The organism is Massilibacteroides vaginae (assembly GCF_900178525.1).
Classification (GTDB): Bacteria; Bacteroidota; Bacteroidia; order Bacteroidales; family Tannerellaceae; genus Massilibacteroides; species Massilibacteroides vaginae.
The window spans coordinates 79,783-98,230 of sequence record NZ_FXDJ01000009.1; the positions used below are offsets into that span (position 1 = coordinate 79,783).

Consider the following 18,448-nt stretch of genomic DNA (forward strand, 5'->3'; position numbering starts at 1 on the left):
TTAATCAACTAATAGTTTATCTCTCAATTGCTTTAATGCTACAGACATCCATTTTTCAACGGTCTTAACACTTATACATAAAGTTTTGGCAATTTCACTATACTTCAAACCCTCGTTTCTGCTCATCAGAAATATGGTACGTTGCAATTCAGGCATATCATTCAACGCATCAGAGTAATTTGTTGTCAATTCCTGATATTGAATCTGTTCTTCGGGAGACTCTTCAAAGCTTACTTTCAATCTCATGGTCTGTTCAAATTCGATATGTTTGGATTCTCTATGGTAGCAGTTAATAAACATGTCGTGAGCCATTTTATAAAGCAAACTTTTAATGTTAGTCAACTCTAAATCATCGCTTTTTTCCCAAACCTTAGTGAAAACATCTTGAGCTATATCTGAAGCCATACTCATATCTCCACAGCGATAATAAATATATCTGCGGATTGAATCAAAATACTTATCAAATATGATTTTAAAATCATTTGTATCTAACACGCCAAAACTTATTTTACTATTATACCAATTGAGTGATAAAATACCCTATGATAATTTATCTTTATTATAATCAACTTTCATCATTCCCGAATCGTAAATTTGGGTTTTAACTATTTCCCATTTTGATTCCTTTGGTTTATTAGGAAACAAGGGAACGCCTTCTCCAAGAATTGCAGGAACATAGCAAATCTGCATTTCGTCAATAAGGTCATGATTCAGTAATAATGTTATAAGTTGCCCACCGCCAACTAACCAAATATCACTTTTACTTTCTCTTTTGAGCTTTTCTATATTCTCTGTAATATTCTCTGTAATGAAATTCACATTATCGTTCTCGTTCAAATTTGTATTACGATGAGAGATTACATAAGTAGTTTTCGTTTTATAAGGCCAATCAAAATTTGATTCAATTATTTCATGGTAAGTTTTGCTGCCCATGATAATTGTATCAATCGCATCCATCAATTCATCATAACCATGTCTGTTTTTTGAAGGCTTTAAGAAATCGGACAACCAATCTAAGGCTCCATCTGAGTGGGCAATGTATCCATCAAGTGAAGATGCTATGTACAACTTAATCTTTTTCATGTTTTCTCATTTAAACGTTACTTATTCCGAAACGTTCACTATCCCACAAAAAAGAAGCGTGGAACTCACACTGCTCCACTTCGAGGTACTGGTATACCCGACAAACGAAACAGGCAAGCCCACGCCATACTTTCGTATAGCATGAACATTGCACTTTTCGTCTCGTTTGTCCTAAAATTACCAGTTTTCGAAGTGAGACTTCAGCGAACGTTATGTTATAATATCTAACAGATATTATCTGTTATTTTTATTTTTATTTAACGTGGCAAAGATACGAATTGTTTCTTGTTTTATTATTTGGATGTGCTACATTTATCCTGACAAGTTAAAAGCGTTTATTTAATTTTGTGCAAGGTGCAAGTATCTATATATAGATAAGCTTGCACCTTGCACAAACATTAAGATATTAATAATCAATGTACTTTGATATTCAAAAAGAATGTGTAACTTTGAACCTGAAATGGATGCAGTTTGGTTAGCGCCAACTACGTCAAATGAAGTGAAATACTTTTGGGACTAATTCGTCCCAGTACTTTTTGAGTAAGTGCTAAACAAATGATATTTAGGTCATTGGAGCGTTAGGTTCATAATCCCCTCTCTCCGCGGAAAGGCTAAGACAAAAGAAGCCAAAACAAAGACAAACCCTACAAGTTCAATGACTTGTAGGGTTTTTTCTTGCAATTCAGTCTGGTCTGAAAGACAAAAAAAAGACAAAAAGGGACGCACTTTGCGCTCTAAATCGTACCCCTTTTTAGTTTTCCGAAAAAGGGGTACGAATTGTCCAAAATAGGCAGTGTGTTGTCTGGATTTGGCTGCGTCACATAATACTCAAATTTAATTAGTTAAACTATGTTTGTAACATTAAAATTTGAGTTATGCGAAGTACATTTAGAATCCTCTTTTTCCTAAAAAGAGACAAGAAAAAAGCGAATGGAAATATGCCAATATTTTGTCGTATAACGATCGACAAAGAAGAGGCTAGATTCGGAATTAAAAAAGATGTCAATCCCTCGATTTGGGATGTTCAGGCAGGGCGAGCTGTTGGCCGCACAAGTGAAGTCGTTGAAATCAATTCCATTATTGATAAAACTAAGTCTGCCTTATTTAATGCTCTAACTCTATTACTTTCCGATTTAAAAGGATTAGCAATGCTTTATTTTTCGGCTCTCTTTTTTTAGAATCTCAAAGCTCTTTTTTTACATCCAAGCCAACGGGAATCTTCGTTTCTTTATTTCCAACCCGAATACGAAGGTAGATAGGATATTTACCTTCGTATTCGGGTTTATCTGTATATATTAATTAGGAATTAGTCCATCTTTCAATCGAAAAGTATACCACTTACAAACTATGAACGTATAGGATTCGTTCATATAAAATGTTAAGTATGTATACAAAACAAGAAATAGTCATTCAGAGTCATCGTGAGGGAAAAAGTCAACGTCGTATTTCCGGTGATCTGCATATCAGTCGTAAGACTGTAAAGAAATATATCGAAGAGTACGAGGGTTTATTGGAAAGTGGTCTATCTCCAGAAGCTGCTCAAAGTGTTTACTTCACAACACGGCCAGCTTATACCACGAGTACTCGTTCTAAGCTAAAGTTAACGCTTGAGGTTCAGCAATCCATAGATCATCTTTTGTTCTTAAATAAGGAAAAGAGAGCACTTGGTTTACGCAAGCAATTGCTGAAAAAGAAAGATATCCTTGAAGAACTTCATCGTCAGGGTTTTGAGATTGGTTACACCACGGTCTGCAATTATATCAGTAGAAAAGAAGCTCTCCCTTCAGTCCGTGAGGCCTTTATTCGTCAATTATATAACCCGGGCGATGTTTGCGAGTTCGATTGGGGTGAGATCAAGTTGTATTTGGCAGACAAGCTTGTTCGTCTTCAATTAGCTGTTTTTACAAGTGCGTACAGCAATTACCGTTATGCCTTTCTTTATAACCGTCAGGACACGCTTTCATTTATGGACTCCCATGTTCGTTTTTTCCGGGTATCAGGTGGTGTATACCGGCAGATGGTTTACGACAATATGCGTGTTGCGGTAGCAAAATTTGTTGGTCCGCACGAAAAGGAGCCTACCGCTTCTTTGCTTCAGCTTCGGGGCCATTATGGGTTTTCCCATCGTTTTTGCAATGTATACCGTGGCAACGAAAAAGGGCATGTAGAGCGGAGTGTGGAATATGTTCGTCGTAAGGCATTTGCCCTGAAGGATCGCTTTACGGATATTGAAGAAGCAGAAGAGTGGCTTTTTAAGGCACTCGACAAGCTTAACGGTCAGAAGCAAAGCTTAACGGGAAAAAGTGGGCTGGAGCTGTTTTCAGAAGAGCAAGAAACCCTTGGACGTCTGCCTTTGTCAGAGCCTGTATGTGCAGAGCAAATCCAATTGCGCGTAGACAAGTATTCCACTATCAGCTACTCAGCTAACCGTTATTCGGTTCCGGATCATCTGGTAGGGCAGTTTGTTGATGTGTCGATGCTCAGCAACGAATTACATATATATTATCAAAACGACAAAGTCTCGGTACATAAACGGAGTTTTGATAAACATGGATGGAGCGTGGATATAGAACATTATCTTTCGACCTTTAAGCGAAAACCCGGTGCTCTTGCCGGCAGCCTCGCTCTTGCCGGTAATGCCTACCTGAAACATCTCTACCAGACGCACTTCAGTGAAGATCCCCGCAGCTTTATAGACCTGCTTACTTATTGTCGGGACAATAGGATTACAGAGGAAAAGATGGAGGAGTCGGTCAAGCGTTTGCTCACTACGGGAAACGGTCAACTGACCACTGAAAAACTTCGGGCTTTACTAGGCAACAAAGAGGCTTCCTTCCAACAGTTGGCAGAAGACACGATCTGTATAACAGCCAGAAAACAATTATCTGTATTATCAACATTAATGCATTGAATAGATCAAGGATGCCATCGGGAACCGGCAAGGTTTATTTGGCGACCCAGAAGACGTTAACTGGCGCTGACAAAAGATCCCCGGCAACATCCTCATCATCAATCGAAACAGACTAAATAAGTAAAGACATGGATTCAATCAAAGAAGATATAATTAAATACAGCAAGGAGTTAAAACTACCTGTTTTCCGCCGTGATTTTGAAGAATTAGCCAGAGAAGCTGCAGCTCAAAGAATAGATTACGAAGCGTATCTGCTCGGGTTATTGGAACGCGAGTTTGAACTCAGGCTTGAAAACCGGAAGAAAGCACAAATCAGGCAAGCCGGATTCCCTCTAAGGATGTACCTTACAAACCTTGAAAGGAATCAACTCCCTCCCGGAGCACAAGAAAAACTACCCTTGCTCGAGAGACTTGATTTTATAAAATCAGCACAAAACATTATCCTGGCTGGTAACCCGGGAACCGGAAAAACACATATCGCCATAGGACTGGGCTTAAAAGCCTGTATGTCCGGCTATAAAGTATTGTTTACTACCGTGCACGGATTACTCACACAGCTTCGGGAATCACACTCAAAGCGAACATTAAGACAGCTGGAAAGTAAATTTGAAAAATATGATCTTGTCATTTGTGACGAGTTCGGTTACGTTTCTTTTGATAAAAACGGAGCTGAATTACTCTTTAATCACCTGTCGCTAAGAACGGGAAGAAAATCAACTATCATCACAACCAATCTAACGTTTGACCGCTGGGATGAAATCTTTGGCGACCCGGTGCTGACAGCTGCATTAGTAGACCGATTAACCCACAAGGCTTATTTAATAAATATGGAAGGGGAATCATATCGTATAAAGGAGACTAAAAAAATGATGAGGAAATGAAAAATAGAAGAAAGAGAATCAGGGCACCGGCCTTCGTAGTTGTTTCCGGGGTACCCCGGAAACAACTACGACAATACCTTTTGAATTTATAAAAAATGGTATACTTTTGGATTGAAATAGTGGTATACTTTTAGAGTGAAATAAACAAGGTAATGATTATGGCAAGAGTTACCGTTGATGGTAAAGTTTGTCAATTTAGTACAAAACAAAGTATCCTCCCTGAAAACTGGAGCGTAAAAGCAGGCAAAGCTACGGGTAAATCAGGTGGACAAATAAACAAGTTGCTGGAGGATATTAAAGCATCCCTAAATCAAATATACCACGAACAGCAACGGCGTGACAACTATGTAACTGCGGAAAAGGTTAAAAACCAATTCTTAGGGCATAGTGAAACTCACGAAACTTTACTGAATCTATTTGAAAAGCATAACAACGATGTTAAGCAGCTTATTGGCATTTCTAAATCTGCATCTACTTATCAAAAGTATGAAGTAACCCGCAAACACCTCGAAAGTTTCATAGAAAGGAAATACAAGTTGTCAGATATTGCATTGAAAGAAATAAACTTAATGTTTATTACCGACTTTGAGGTTTATTTGAAAACAGTTGCTAAATGCAATGCCAATACAACAGCTAAGTTTATGCAGTTCTTCAAACGCATTATTCTTATTGCGCGAAATAATGGCATACTTATCGGTGATCCTTTTGCAAACTATAAAATCAGACTGAATAAGGTTGATAGAGGGTATTTGACAGAAGATGAAATCAAAAAAATTCTTGAACTCAATCTTGTGTCCGAACGACTGGAGAATGTACGCGACTTATTTATATTTTCCTGTTTTTGCGGTTTAGCATATATAGATGTAGCTGGATTGAGAAATGAGCATATCCGTAAATCTTTTGATGGCAACCTGTGGATAATGACAAAACGTGTAAAGACCGGGACGGATGTTAATGTACCTCTACTTGAAATTCCTAAAATAATATTGGATAAGTATAAAGAAAAACTCCCTGATGGTAAAATTCTTCCTGTTATTAGCAATCAGAAGCTAAATTCTTACCTGAAAGAGATTGCCGACCTTGCCGGAATCAAGAAAAACCTTACATTTCATCTTGCAAGACAAAGTTGCTTTTGCAATAAACTGTATTTCAACTCATTGCAAAATGTTTTCGTCTCGTAGGTAACGATTTAGAAACCAGCTTGCTTCTTAGATATGCTTAATTTCCTCACTATAATAAAGAGCGACTTATCTTTTGTAAAGATATAAAATACTTTATTCTAATGTTTCTTTTTCTGTCCTTTTTTCTAATTTTCACTTGAAGAAGTTAGTCGCAAACTATAGATAAGAATTCTGTTGTATATGAACAAGCCTTTCTATACAATTTCCATTACTTCAAAAGGTATTCTGCATGTCTTTTGAAGCTTTCTAAGAATATATAGTTTCATATGCTCCCTTATTATTTCAGAATTTTATTGTTTTCGGTGAGATTTAGGTTGAGAGTATTGCCAAAATGCTCGAAGATATCAATGTTTATGATAAAGTTATAAATTAAAAAAACGGAAACATTTTAATAAGATATCACAAAACAACAAATAAATCGATTTGTTTCCGTATCTTACATGTCTAACAATATAGTTTTTATTGTATCTTTTCTTCACAATGATTTGCTCCGCCTCTGTTTGCGGATCTCCCCATCGTCAAAATCGACAACAAAATCAACTCGCTTGTTTATAGTATTAATCAGTTATGAGAACGTATAATACGGTTGCTCATGACACATTTTGTAAATAAGATGAAATCATTTTTTATAGGGAATCTGGAAGTCAAACTTCCGGTTATCCAAGGTGGAATGGGTGTCGGCGTATCTTTGTCCGGATTAGCATCGGCAGTTGCTAATGAAGGAGGTATAGGTGTAATTTCATGTGCAGGTTTAGGGCTCATTCATAAAGGTCACGGAAATTTCATAAAGAATAGTATTTGGGGGCTGAAAGAGGAATTGCGTTTAGCCAGGGAAAAGACAAAAGGTGTAATTGGCATCAATATAATGGTCGCCCTATCCAATTTTGCAGATATGGCACGTATGGAAAATCCAGTTCAGATTGCCCCCTTGTTCCAATTCTAAATTGACCCTTGAAAAAACTTTATAATTACCCCTAGATTATCCTGGTCGACGGGGTCATTTTTATTTTAGATTTACTTGTTTGTACCTGCCTTCATTTTTCTCACACTCTCACCGGTCAGTTCTATCTGATATGCCGAGTGTACGATGCGGTCAAGAATGGCATCAGCCACAGTTGGTTCTCCTATTGCATCATACCAGTTAGCAACTGGTAATTGAGAGGTCACAATGATAGATTTGCGCTCATGACGATCCTCGATGATGTCAAGCAGTATTGGACGTTCTTTAGCGTCAAGAGGAACAAGAAAGAGGTCATCAAGGATAAGTAACTGACATCGTTCGATTTTCTTGAGTTCGGTCTCGAAGATACCCTTTGTCTTTGCAACTTTTAGCGCTCCCATAAGTTTGGATGCATTGGCATAGTTTGTTCGTATTCCGTTCTTACAGGCGTGATAACCAATAGCTGTTGCAATATAGCTTTTACCGGTTCCGGATGAACCGGTAATGAACAGATTCTTTCCTTGACGGATAAAGTCAAGCGACGAGAGGCGTTCTATATGGTTGCGGTCAAGACTTCGGTTGATGGTATAGTCTATACTCTCAAGATAAGCCTTGTATCGAAAGCCGGCTTGACGAATCAGGCGTTGTATGGAGGCATCCGAACGATAGTCCCATTCACGAGCCAATAGTAATGCAAGGAAGCCGTCAGCAGTCATAGACTCGGCAACGGTAGACTGTAGGCTTTCCTTAAAGGCGGCAGCCATACCATGCAGCTTCATACGGTTCATCAAATCCAGAGAAATGGCATTTTGGTCTTTCTCCTGAGTAACAGGTGCAGTTTTATTATTTGTTTCCATTGTTTTTGTTGGTTTTTGTTGTTGATTTTAAGAAGTATTCACGTCCACGGATGTTTTTGTGGTGCGGAAGTGATAAGTTGGTACCCAAGTCTTGATCAGCCTGTGGTAGAAAGTCTGCGTCATCGCCTCGGTTCAAAATACCGATAACATCTTGATATCCGTAAACGCGCATCAATGATGCACAGGTGCATGCCGCCACAAGCCTGTCCAGTCCGAAGGTCTTTTCCAAGGCAAGGATACCTCTGCATGAGCGGAAGGCCTGAGGCATATATTTCTTCTGCGATGCCACATCCTTGAGATAAAGCAAGACGATATTGTCTATCTGAGCGGCTCGTTCAAAAACCTCGTCCAGATCCTTTTCGTAGCTACCATGCCTACCGGGAAGATTGTGTGCCTCCTTCTGAGTGTAGCCATAGGGTGTGTTCATCACGGTGGTGGGTTGTTACGAGCCGCAGGCCATAGAAGATATCGAGAGTATCAGCATCGTAAACAATATCGACACGCTTGCCTACATATTCTTTTGGTACGCTGTAATGATGTTTCCTGAGAGTTACATAGCTATTACGCATCACGGTCACAGATTTGCGTTCCTTCATCTGATACCGCACAGAAGGTAGAGTCCGTAGATAGTCTTTTTCCACCTCTTCAAACAACTGCCTGCGAGACTGATTGCGTCCGGTAAGTTTTCTCTCGTTGAAACGACTTAGAGATTGGATAATGCTGGCATTGAGTGATTCCAGATCATGGAACATCAGACCTTCGAGATCGGTATAAACAGATTTGTACATCAGTTTTACAGCGTTCTCTACAAGTGCTTTGTCTTTTGGATGCCTGACTCGCGCCGGATATATACTACAACCATAATGCTCGGCAAAAGCGGCAAAGTCTTCGTTAATAACCGGCTCGTTGTGGTTGCTCCGGGTTACAGCCGACTTCAAATTGTCAGGGACGATTGCCATGGGTACACCTCCATAGAAGTGCAATGCATTCTCACATGCTTTTATCAGGTCTTCTTTCTTCTGCGACCAGACTGCCTCACAGTAGGTATAGTGACTACAAGGAAGGATTGCTACGAAAACTTCTACAGATCTGACCTCGCCTGTTTGTTCATCAATGATCTGTAAACGGTCACCAGCAAAGTCGATATACAGCTGGTCTGCGGCATAATGCTCAACGTGACCAACCGGACGAGATACAAGCCGATAGCGTTGTAGGTATGCTCCGAAACTTGCATGACGGAATCCATTGGGATGCTCTCCTCGATACTCTTCATACAAAGATTTTATGGTCACTCCTTTGCGAGTAAGTCTTGCAGCATAATCAGGCAAGAGTGCCTCTAGCTCCAACTGCCGCACCGAAGGGCTACGTTCCCTCTCTCCACTACTACCGAACATCTCCTCAAGGCGCTTGCCAGGGATTGACAGAAGCTGCTCTATCGGTATGTTACTCTCTTGAAACAAACGCACATACTTGCGCACTGTGTTACGGGATAGCTCGAAGGTCGTACTGATACCTTTTATCCCCATCCCCATCGCATAGCAATGAAGAATGTTTGCTAACTTTGTTGTCATTGTAATTTTAGTTTTAACCCATCGACCAGGACGGGAATCTAAATTACATAAAAATCCCCTGTTGGTTTAAACTCCGACAGGGGACATTTTTATTTTGGCGAAAAGGGTCAAACATGTTTTGGTGCAAAGGGTCAATTTAGAATTGGAACAAGGGGGCAATCTGAACTGGATTTTCCAACTGCATCTGACTATTGAGCAACTCTATTCTATTGGCATGCAAAAATACGGATTATATATCAGAACCTTAATGACTAATTACCTTTAAGGTAGAAAAAACTTTTTCTTGTATCTTATTGGCAAAGGTGAGCAGTCGAATGTGGTATTTCATGAATGGAACAAGAGTTTGTAGCAAAGGCATTTAGATATTAAGAACCGAGATATATGCAGACAAGCCTTTTTTATTGACACCATAGATAATCCAAAACATGGTTCTATAGGAATTGCCGGGAAGTGTATATTTAATTCCAGCATTTTAACAGTTCAAATTCTGCCTTATGCAGAGGCTTTTTTTCACAATACTATATGTTTGAAAAGATATCCTTTATATTTTGAAAAATAAAGGTTATTTTTTCAAAAATAACCTTTATGTTTTTCAGTACATCTATTCCATTGATTATCAACGAGGTATAGACTGTGCAAAAAACCGAAGAAAAGGTGCTGTTTTTAACTTAAAAAGCTAAGGAAAAATTTGTCGCCAACCGGGTATTTCATTTGCCCCCTTTATTTTGAACAATGTATCTTTTGTGCTTTCATAAGTATTCATGCATTGATTTGCATTGATTTGAAAATCAGCAAAAACATAAAAAAAGGCCGATGCAATCGCATCGACCTTAATATAAACTTCTTATTTTAGAAATATCATGTTTAAGACAACGTAGGGATACCTCCAATTTTTGATGTGACGCCTCTCCTTTTTATTCTTCTTCAGGAGTAGCGGCTGGAGCTTCTTCAGGGGCTTGTTGTGCTGTTCCGAAGTTAGGAGCGATTGTTCCCGGATCAATTGCTACAGCATCATTTACCTGTTGTTTAATCTCAGACTGTTTTACTGTTTGAGAAGTAGGTATAAACGTTGTGATAATAATACTTAAAACAATAACGGTTCCAGCCAGAGTCCATGTTGCTTTTTCCAAAAAATCGGTAGTTTTTCTAACACCCATGATTTGATTGGATGAAGAGAAACCGGAAGCAAGACCGCCTCCTTTTGAATTCTGGATCAACACAATCAAGATCAGCAGTACTGAAGCTATCAGAATCAGGATAGAGATAAATACGTACATCTTATTTTATATTTTTATTGTTAATAATCAATTTCTCCAAAAATCGTATTTGGTCTGCAAAGTAAACATTTTTTTCCGGATATTTCAAGCGTAATTTTCCAATTATTTGTAATGCACGCTCATAACGTTTTTGTTTTATATAAATTTGGGCTAATGTTTCTGTAAAAAAGGAATCATCCTGCGATTGTAGAATGTCGTCTGTAGATGTTTCCTGTAGCTGAAAGGTGTTGTTGCCCGGAATTGCAGGTTCTGAGAATTGTCTTGGACGCTCTCCTGCGCTTTCGATAAAAGAATCGATCAGTTGGTGGTGTTTTAATTGAACGGTGTTTTCTTCGTTTACATCCGTTTCTTGCTTAGACATGGACCAATACATATAATCTGAAGACACAGATGCATTATTCAAGGTTTCATGCCAATCACGGGATGATTCATTAGGCTGTAAGGAAAGAAAGGAGTCGATGAGGTCGAAAGCATTTTCGCGTTCTTCATCTACAACCATTGTTACAGAAGATTGGTAGTCTAACTTATCCTCTATCAATAGAAAAAGCTTACGTCTATCCGGAATTCCAACCGACAGTTTTTTCAGTTCAACACTAAAATCCGGATGATTCAACACCGCCAGATTTTTCAAATACAATATCTTGGCTAATGAAAAACTCGGATTACGATCGATGGTTTTCTTTAAATCAACCAATGTTTCATTGTTAAACAATGACGCATCTTCTATCAAATCATATAGAAAGTGAGTTTTCATTTACCAGTTGGCGACTGTTGCATTATAAATTTGGTCTGCTATTTCAGCGATAATCTCTTCGCATAGTCCGTCCTGAACGTCCTGCAGCATTAGATTATTATCGAATGGGCGGTTTGCCGAAAATGTTTGTTCGAAATCTTCCTCAGGATTGGCTTGATTTCTATAACGAACTCTGACTGTTATTGTCAACTGGGTTTGTGAAGCATAGGCGTCTTCTTTTACGGCCAACTGCACCAGGTCGTAACCGGTAATTTCTCCCTCAAGATACAGATCGCCGTTATCAGTAACGATCTGTAAACGAGTTTGCCGGATATACTTGTCTTTAAGTCCTTCTGTGAAATTTTGTGCCAAAGGAGGATAAACCAATGGTGCCTGATTAGGAAAATCACGAATCGTAATCGATTTGGTTTTCGTATAGTCAATAGATGCTCCGTTCAGGGTATAAGAGATGGAACAGCCTTCCATGAAGAAAAAGACAATTGTCAAAAAAAATATTGCAAAACAATGATTGCGCATCTGTTATTATATTATTCGAGATTAAATTCTTTTATTTTGCGATAAAGTGTCCGCTCCGAAATTTTCAGTTCAGCAGCAGCACTTTTCCTTCTGCCGTTGTATTTCTCCAACGTCTTACGAATCATTTCTTTTTCTGCATCTTCTAATGACAACACAGCCTCTTCAACTGCTTCCGCTTCCTGAATGATGTGATCAACATGGCGTATTGAATGTGGGTGTGAATGAGAATAAGTAACGTCATTTTCTTTAGTCGGCACTGCTACATTTCCAGACATTAATCCGTGTACCAATTCCTTCAATTCATTTACATCTTTTTTCATGTCAAAAAGAACCTGATATAAGATTTCGCGTTCACTGTTGAACAGTTTGTAATCTGATTCCTGTTGTTTAACCAACACGGGCAGTTTTTCCACCTGCGAGTTTGGCAGGTATTGTTTTAATGTTGTTGCAGTAATCGTTCTTTCTTCTTCAATAACGGAGATGCGTTCAGTTAGATTTTTCAGTTCACGTACATTTCCCGGCCATCTGTAAGAGACTAATATTTGTTTGGCATCATCACTTAATTTAACCGTGGGCATTCTATACTTCTCCGCACAATCACCAGCGAACTTTCTAAAAAGCAGGTAAATATCTTCAGGGCGTTCGCGTAAACTCGGAACAAGAATAGGAACGGTGTTTAAACGGTAAAACAGGTCTTCTCTGAACTTACCCTCGCCTACTGCCTGGGTTAAATTCACATTCGTTGCAGCAACTATTCTCACATTTGTTTTCTGAACTTTCGAAGAACCAACCTTAATAAATTCTCCGGATTCCAACACACGCAATAATCTTGCCTGTGTGGGTGTAGGCAATTCGCCCACTTCGTCCAGAAAGATAGTTCCTCCGTCAGCAACTTCGAAATAGCCCTTTCTGTCGGCTAATGCACCGGTAAAAGAGCCTTTCTCATGACCGAACAATTCTGAATCAATAGTTCCTTCAGGTATGGCTCCACAGTTTACCGCGATATATTGACCATGCTTTCTGGCACTATTTTGATGTATTATTTGCGGGAAATTTTCTTTACCTACACCACTTTCACCTGTTATCAACACAGATAAATCCGTAGGGGCTACTTGTAATGCCACATCAATTGCTCTATTCAATAACGGACTATTACCAATGATCCCGAATCGTTGCTTTATTTGTTGTATGTCAATTTTCATTCCGATAACACGTTCTGTGATCCATTTTGTTTATCTCACAAAATTACAAACTTAATTCAGAAATACACGTTTTCGATGTGAATCTATAATAATAGGTTATTTTTTCGCATTGTATGTTGCATTATAAAGATAAGAAGCTAACTCTTTACCGTCTTTTATCTTAGCAATTTCTTCAGTTGAGATCAATTTTCCAATGTAAACATCAGCCGTTTTTCCTTTCTTATTAAATGCTTCTGCAGGAATGCGTAAGGTTCGAATACGCCAATCAATGCGACCTAACCAATAGAAAAAACCTGTATTATAAAAATCAAACAGAACCGGACACACCGGTACTTTACCTTTTTGAATCAGCTTTACAACGCTATGGGTCCAGGGTAGATCACAAATTTCCTTTTTCTCCTTATTATAAAACGAAATCGCTCCTGCAGGAAAGAATCCCACCGGCGATCCATTCCTTAATCTTCCAAGAGATTCTCTCACACCATTCACATTCTGCAAATTTGCTCCTTGATTTTTAGAATCCGGCTTAACAGAAATAAAATTATCTTCCATTGCGCCAATATTCTCAAGCACGCCATTAACCATAACTTTAAAATCCGATCGGATTGATGCAAAAATATCTATTAGGATAATACCATCCAGAGAGCCTATCGGATGATTTGAGACAGTAATAAATGCACCTTCAGGAAGTTGAGCCAGTCGCTCTTTATGATGCACTCTGTATTTTAAATCAATTAATGAGTCATTTAGAATCGCAGTTGTAAATTCGGCACCTCTTAAATGACAATTCTTACGATGTACTTCATTCACTTTTTCAACACAAAACCACCTTAAAAACAATTTTCCAAGAAAACGTCCGACTGTAGTACCAAAGAAAGAGTTAAGCTTTTGAAGATCGTTTATATCAACAACAGTCTTTTTCATAAATAAATTATTTCATAAAATTCGCACACATTTTTTCGTGCTTATTCATCACAGTTATTAGAATAAGGTTAAGAACGATAATTTCATATAAAAAATAGGCCCATACATGCCCAGTCAATACAATAGCAAACATAATCATTGTGCGACCATTGAAAGTAAGCAAATCTATAAATGGCATCAATTTTAAACTTTGTGAACGAAAGCTTTTCCGAATGGGATCCGGTATATCATCTCCGTATTTTTCAGAAAGATTTAACAACATTTTTTGCAGATTAGGCGTTGCTTTAACCTGTAAATAGGTATAACCAATGTAAAGCAGATAAAATGTTTTACTCAGTCCTATTTTTGTTTCTTTGTGTGTTTCTTTAACTTGTTTCAGCGTCTGAAACTCCTTACCCTTCTCTTTGCTTATAAAGAAAAGATGTAATGTTTTATAATAATCAGTAATGTTGGCTTGTATTAAATGCGAAAGACCGGATAAAACAGCTAATCCAAAGAACCAGGATGTTCCATAAATATCCATCAGGCGGTAAGCAAAACCTATATAAATAGAGGCAAACCATACATCTCCGGCCATACCGTCTAATATTCGTCCAATAGAGGACTTAACGCCTGTCATTCTGGCTAATTGTCCGTCAACGCAGTCCAATATATTGGCGAAGATCAACAAACAAATACCAATAATAGAATAAACTATATTATTAACATAAAAAAAATAACCGACAACCCCTCCCACAAATATTGAGAAAACAGTAACCATATTGGGCGTTATATTGGTATTCGTCAACAAGCGCGCAATACGAAATCCTATGGGACGATAAAAAACACGATCAATAATGTTCTCCGTTTCGATCGACTTCAACGATGCTTCGTATTCTTTTTTTAAATCACCCATCTATTTTTATTTATATAAATATCCACCATCAACAACTACGATCTCACCGTTAAAGTATTTGTTATCCATTAACATAAGAAAGACCTCCGCTATCTCTTCCGGTTCTGAAAAGCGACCTACTGAAATTTTCGATTCAATACTCTTTCGTACTTCAGTCGGTTTCGTTTTTTGCCATTCGGTATCTACGAACCCCGGAGCTACAGCATTAACGCGGATATCATAAGGAACAAGAAATTTCACAAGATTTTTAACTAACGAATGAACTGCGCTTTTAGACACGCCATATACTAATGAAACAGAGTGAGGTTCAATACCCATTAGAGAACCTGTAAAAACAACAGATCCACCTTTACTTACTCTGCCGACAATTGATTGTAAAAGGAAAACTGGGAAATGAACATTCGCAAAGAAAACACGTTCCCAATCAGACAGGGTTATTTGTTCAAATGCATCACGACACGTTATACCGGCATTAAAAATAACGGTATCAAGCATTATTTCCTTTTCAGCTAAATATTCTGCAATACCGGTAATCGCATCAACCGAAGTAGAATCTGCCTGCAAAAGAAACACATTCACTGCCGACAAACCTTTAAGCTCATCAGCTGTAGTTTTTGCTATTTTTGAATCCGAAGAATAAGTGAGTATTAAATCGTAGCCTCTTTTAGCAAGAGAAGTTGCAACAGACTTTCCAATTCCTTTTGTTCCTCCTGTAATTAACGCGGTCTTCTTCATAGAACATTTATTTCAATCCATCTTTGACCGTTGTTGGTTTTGCCTTTTGCTGCAATTGTAAATTTGCCTCGTATGAATCGTGGATCGCTTTTTTAAGTGTTGAAGACGAAACTCCTGTTCCGTAGGGAAAATAAAAAACTTGTACACCTAAATCTTTCAGGTAGTCATATTTACCATACCAGTCATCTCCAACAACAAAAGCATCGATATTTAGCTTTTTCACAATCTCTGAATGATCTAATGAATGTTGCGGAACAACTATATCCGGTGTTTTTAGAGCCTCAATAATCTGAAGTCTTTCATTAAAGGGGATAATAGGTTTAGCCTTGTAAGAAGAGACTAACTCGTCCGTACTCACCCCTACAATCAATATATCTGCTAAGCTCCGGGCATAATTTATCATTCGCAAATGATTATAATGGAACATATCAAACGTACCCGAAGTATATACAATCGTCTTATCCTTAAACATACAAATAGTATCGTTTTAATTTATCTCACAAACTTACACAAACTTTTCCTACAAAAAAACTAAACTTACTCGTCTTTCGTCAGATCCAGCTTTTCATTATCTCCTCCTCTGTCGAAATATTGTTTACGTAAAGGATTAGCAGTAGCCTCTTTGTATGCTTTACGGCTTCGATGCACATCGAGGGCTACATACAATGCCTGACGGAAAGAATCTTCAGATGCCAGATTTTTTCCGGCTATATTATAAGCAGTTCCATGAGCAGGTGAAGTCCGTACAATTGATAATCCGGCTGTAAAATTCACACCATCTTTCATCGCCAACACTTTGAAAGGAGCCAATCCCTGATCGTGATACATCGCCAATACGCCATCAAACTCCTCGTACAAAGATGCGCCGAAAAATCCATCGGAAGGATAAGGACCAAAAGACATTACACCCTGCTTCTCTGCTTCTTGCATTGCCGGCAATAGTACATCCTCTTCTTCTTTTCCAATCACTCCACCATCTCCGGCATGTGGATTTAAAGACAATACCGCTATTCGGGGTTTAATAATTCCGAAATCCTGAATAAGGGATTTATTGAATAGTATAAGTTTTTCTGTTACTGCTTCTTTTGTGACTTTAACAACCACCTCAGACAAAGGAATATGCCCGGTAACAAGAGCAACACGAAGTTCATCTTTCATAAGAATCATCAAAGCCTTATTCTCATGATGCCCAAAACATTCTTCTAAATATTCGGTGTGTCCCGGAAAAGTAAAATTACTATTCTGAATATTGTTTTTGTTAATAGGTGCAGTTACCAACACATCAATTAAGCCTTGTTTTAAATCATTTACCGCAGCCTCCAAAGCCTTATAAGCAGCTTCCCCGGCAATATCAGTAGATTGAGCTAATTCAACTTTCGTTTCATCATCAACACAATTAATAATATTTACCCGGTTTTCTCCTGCTTCGTCTGCTTTTGAAATGACACTCATATTAACCGAAGCCAACTCCAATGTCTTTCTATGATAAGCCGCTATCTTTGACGAACCATATATAATAGGAGTACATAATTCTGTAATGCGATTATCTGAAAATGTTTTTAAAATCACTTCATACCCAATACCGTTAATATCACCGTGAGTAATCCCGACTCTGATTAATTTATTCTCCATCTACTTAATTGTTTAATTGGTCTTTGCCTTTGCTTGTAAACGATTCAGACACCGGAATATCAAATTCTCCCGGCAATCGCAACGTGTATAAACAAGCCTCTCCCCTTCTCATCAGGTTTCTTTTTTCCATTTCCGGAGCAAAGACAAAACTTTCTACGACAATAATTTTATTATTTACTTCATCTACTTTTGTCAGACTAACAAATGGACCTCCCATCATGTCTCCAACCGTTTTCCATAAACCTCTCATCACACCGCCATATTTACCAAGATGCGTCATTGGTTTGTAATCTACTCCCCAACGCAATTCGGTGGCCAGATAAGAATTAGGAAAACTTCCGGGAAGATTTTCTCTCAACACAGAGTCACGTTTATTTACAAGGTAATTAACCGTAAAAGTTTGCGGATCAACATAAGGGAATGAATAAACAATAAAATCTACACGTCCTGTATTCGCATTATTAGAAACCCAGAAAAAGTCGGTTGTATCTTTATAAAAAGTCATTTCCGCAGGCACATTTAATCTCACATCAAATTTAGCCTGAACTTTTTCCATTACAAGACTACTATATGTTTTTTCAAGGGTAGTAAAGACCCTGTCCATTTCTGCTTTTGTGAAAAATTCGACAACTACACCTTGTCTGTCTTTAAGGTATTGTACTACCGACGCTTGATCCGGAGCAGTAATTGTAAGCATAACCTGATTTTGCGCCCATTGATTTATTTCATGCCTTAATGAAACTTTGGTGTAAGAATTCGGATCCACCTTAACCTGAACAATATTTTTTGCATAACGCAGCATACCGTCAAACACTTCCGGAGTAACCTTGGTTAATTTAAGTGCTTCTTCCGGTTGCGGCAAACCGGGTATATCCGCTTCCATTTCAGCAATTAATGCCTCTCCGGCTTCTCCATCCCATACTTTTTGGTCGGCAACCACAACAACTTCATAAACCCATCCTGTAGCCTGAGGCATAACGAAACTTGACGTACATCCCCCCAAAACAATAAGTAATGACAAAAGACTGAATATAAAAAGACGTGTTTTCATATCTATTCGGTTTTATATTTCTACAAATATAAGTTTTT

General features: G+C 38.2%; 17 protein-coding genes and 3 pseudogenes. 5 read left to right on the top strand and 15 right to left on the bottom strand.

The annotated features are described in order from the left end of the window. Together B9Y81_RS08790 and B9Y81_RS08795 are read right to left on the bottom strand one after the other, a co-directional pair. Complete coding sequence (locus B9Y81_RS08790; protein WP_085536651.1) at positions 1 to 495, bottom strand: RNA polymerase sigma factor; 495 nt, start codon at positions 493 to 495, stop codon at positions 1 to 3. A gap of 45 nt (positions 496 to 540) precedes the next feature. Continuing rightward, positions 541 to 1,083 carry a dihydrofolate reductase family protein gene (locus tag B9Y81_RS08795; RefSeq protein ID WP_085536652.1) on the bottom strand — a complete coding sequence of 181 codons (543 nt, stop codon included), beginning with the start codon at positions 1,081 to 1,083 and terminating at the stop codon, positions 541 to 543. A gap of 875 nt (positions 1,084 to 1,958) precedes the next feature. On the opposite strand from B9Y81_RS08795, the gene B9Y81_RS08800 reads away from it, so the two are divergent. Next, positions 1,959 to 2,261: an Arm DNA-binding domain-containing protein gene (locus B9Y81_RS08800; protein ID WP_085536653.1), complete on the top strand. Its 303-nt coding sequence runs from the start codon at positions 1,959 to 1,961 to the stop codon at positions 2,259 to 2,261. A 4-nt stretch (positions 2,262 to 2,265) separates the two neighbouring features. On the opposite strand, the gene B9Y81_RS15440 is transcribed toward B9Y81_RS08800, so the two are convergent. Continuing rightward, a complete protein-coding gene (locus tag B9Y81_RS15440) occupies positions 2,266 to 2,379 on the bottom strand; it encodes a hypothetical protein (RefSeq protein WP_262494105.1) in 114 nt (37 codons plus the stop codon). A gap of 88 nt (positions 2,380 to 2,467) precedes the next feature. Between B9Y81_RS15440 and istA (B9Y81_RS08810) the strand changes: the two genes are divergently transcribed. From istA (B9Y81_RS08810) to B9Y81_RS08825, 4 genes and pseudogenes are all read left to right on the top strand, one after another. Further along, entirely contained in the window at positions 2,468 to 3,994 is a 1,527-nt protein-coding gene (gene istA / locus B9Y81_RS08810) for an IS21 family transposase (RefSeq protein ID WP_176221470.1), read from the top strand. 128 nt (positions 3,995 to 4,122) lie between these two features. Then, complete coding sequence (gene istB / locus B9Y81_RS08815) at positions 4,123 to 4,875, top strand: IS21-like element helper ATPase IstB (RefSeq protein WP_085536655.1); 753 nt, start codon at positions 4,123 to 4,125, stop codon at positions 4,873 to 4,875. Positions 4,876 to 5,015: 140 nt separating this feature from the next. Further along, positions 5,016 to 6,002: pseudogene (locus tag B9Y81_RS08820) on the top strand (site-specific integrase); the annotation flags it as partial. A 667-nt stretch (positions 6,003 to 6,669) separates the two neighbouring features. After that, a pseudogene (locus tag B9Y81_RS08825) lies at positions 6,670 to 6,957 on the top strand (nitronate monooxygenase); the annotation flags it as partial. 113 nt (positions 6,958 to 7,070) lie between these two features. On the opposite strand, the gene istB (B9Y81_RS08830) reads toward B9Y81_RS08825, so the two are convergent. The 12 genes and pseudogenes from istB (B9Y81_RS08830) to B9Y81_RS08885 all read right to left on the bottom strand — a co-directional run bounded on the left by istB (B9Y81_RS08830) (position 7,071) and on the right by B9Y81_RS08885 (position 18,410). Continuing rightward, entirely contained in the window at positions 7,071 to 7,853 is a 783-nt protein-coding gene (istB, locus tag B9Y81_RS08830; RefSeq protein WP_085536657.1) for an IS21-like element helper ATPase IstB, read from the bottom strand. Continuing rightward, positions 7,840 to 9,424, bottom strand: a pseudogene (istA, locus tag B9Y81_RS08835) (IS21 family transposase). Before istA (B9Y81_RS08835) ends, istB (B9Y81_RS08830) begins: the two are co-directional and overlap by 14 nt. 914 nt (positions 9,425 to 10,338) lie before the next feature. Beyond that, a complete protein-coding gene (secG, locus tag B9Y81_RS08840) occupies positions 10,339 to 10,701 on the bottom strand; it encodes a preprotein translocase subunit SecG (RefSeq protein ID WP_085536658.1) in 363 nt (120 codons plus the stop codon). A gap of 1 nt (position 10,702) precedes the next feature. After that, on the bottom strand, positions 10,703 to 11,455 hold the full coding sequence (locus tag B9Y81_RS08845) for a hypothetical protein (RefSeq protein WP_085536659.1): 753 nt from the start codon (positions 11,453 to 11,455) through the stop codon (positions 10,703 to 10,705). Beyond that, a complete protein-coding gene (locus B9Y81_RS08850) occupies positions 11,456 to 11,920 on the bottom strand; it encodes an LptE family protein (protein ID WP_245832427.1) in 465 nt (154 codons plus the stop codon). A gap of 62 nt (positions 11,921 to 11,982) precedes the next feature. Next, the gene (locus tag B9Y81_RS08855) at positions 11,983 to 13,173 is read right to left on the bottom strand and encodes a sigma-54 interaction domain-containing protein (RefSeq protein WP_085536661.1); all 1,191 of its coding nucleotides are present in this window, start codon (positions 13,171 to 13,173) and stop codon (positions 11,983 to 11,985) included. A gap of 96 nt (positions 13,174 to 13,269) precedes the next feature. After that, positions 13,270 to 14,097 (bottom strand): lysophospholipid acyltransferase family protein, encoded by an 828-nt coding sequence (locus tag B9Y81_RS08860; protein ID WP_085536662.1) that lies wholly within the window; start codon positions 14,095 to 14,097, stop codon positions 13,270 to 13,272. 7 nt (positions 14,098 to 14,104) lie between these two features. Continuing rightward, entirely contained in the window at positions 14,105 to 14,992 is an 888-nt protein-coding gene (locus B9Y81_RS08865; protein WP_085536663.1) for a CDP-alcohol phosphatidyltransferase family protein, read from the bottom strand. A 6-nt stretch (positions 14,993 to 14,998) separates the two neighbouring features. Next, on the bottom strand, positions 14,999 to 15,727 hold the full coding sequence (locus B9Y81_RS08870; RefSeq protein WP_085536664.1) for an SDR family NAD(P)-dependent oxidoreductase: 729 nt from the start codon (positions 15,725 to 15,727) through the stop codon (positions 14,999 to 15,001). A gap of 7 nt (positions 15,728 to 15,734) precedes the next feature. Then, positions 15,735 to 16,199: an FAD synthase family protein gene (locus B9Y81_RS08875; RefSeq protein ID WP_085536665.1), complete on the bottom strand. Its 465-nt coding sequence runs from the start codon at positions 16,197 to 16,199 to the stop codon at positions 15,735 to 15,737. 65 nt (positions 16,200 to 16,264) lie between these two features. Then, entirely contained in the window at positions 16,265 to 17,359 is a 1,095-nt protein-coding gene (pdxA, locus tag B9Y81_RS08880; protein WP_085536666.1) for a 4-hydroxythreonine-4-phosphate dehydrogenase PdxA, read from the bottom strand. A gap of 4 nt (positions 17,360 to 17,363) precedes the next feature. Next, complete coding sequence (locus tag B9Y81_RS08885; protein ID WP_085536667.1) at positions 17,364 to 18,410, bottom strand: DUF4837 family protein; 1,047 nt, start codon at positions 18,408 to 18,410, stop codon at positions 17,364 to 17,366. Positions 18,411 to 18,448 lie beyond the last annotated feature (38 nt).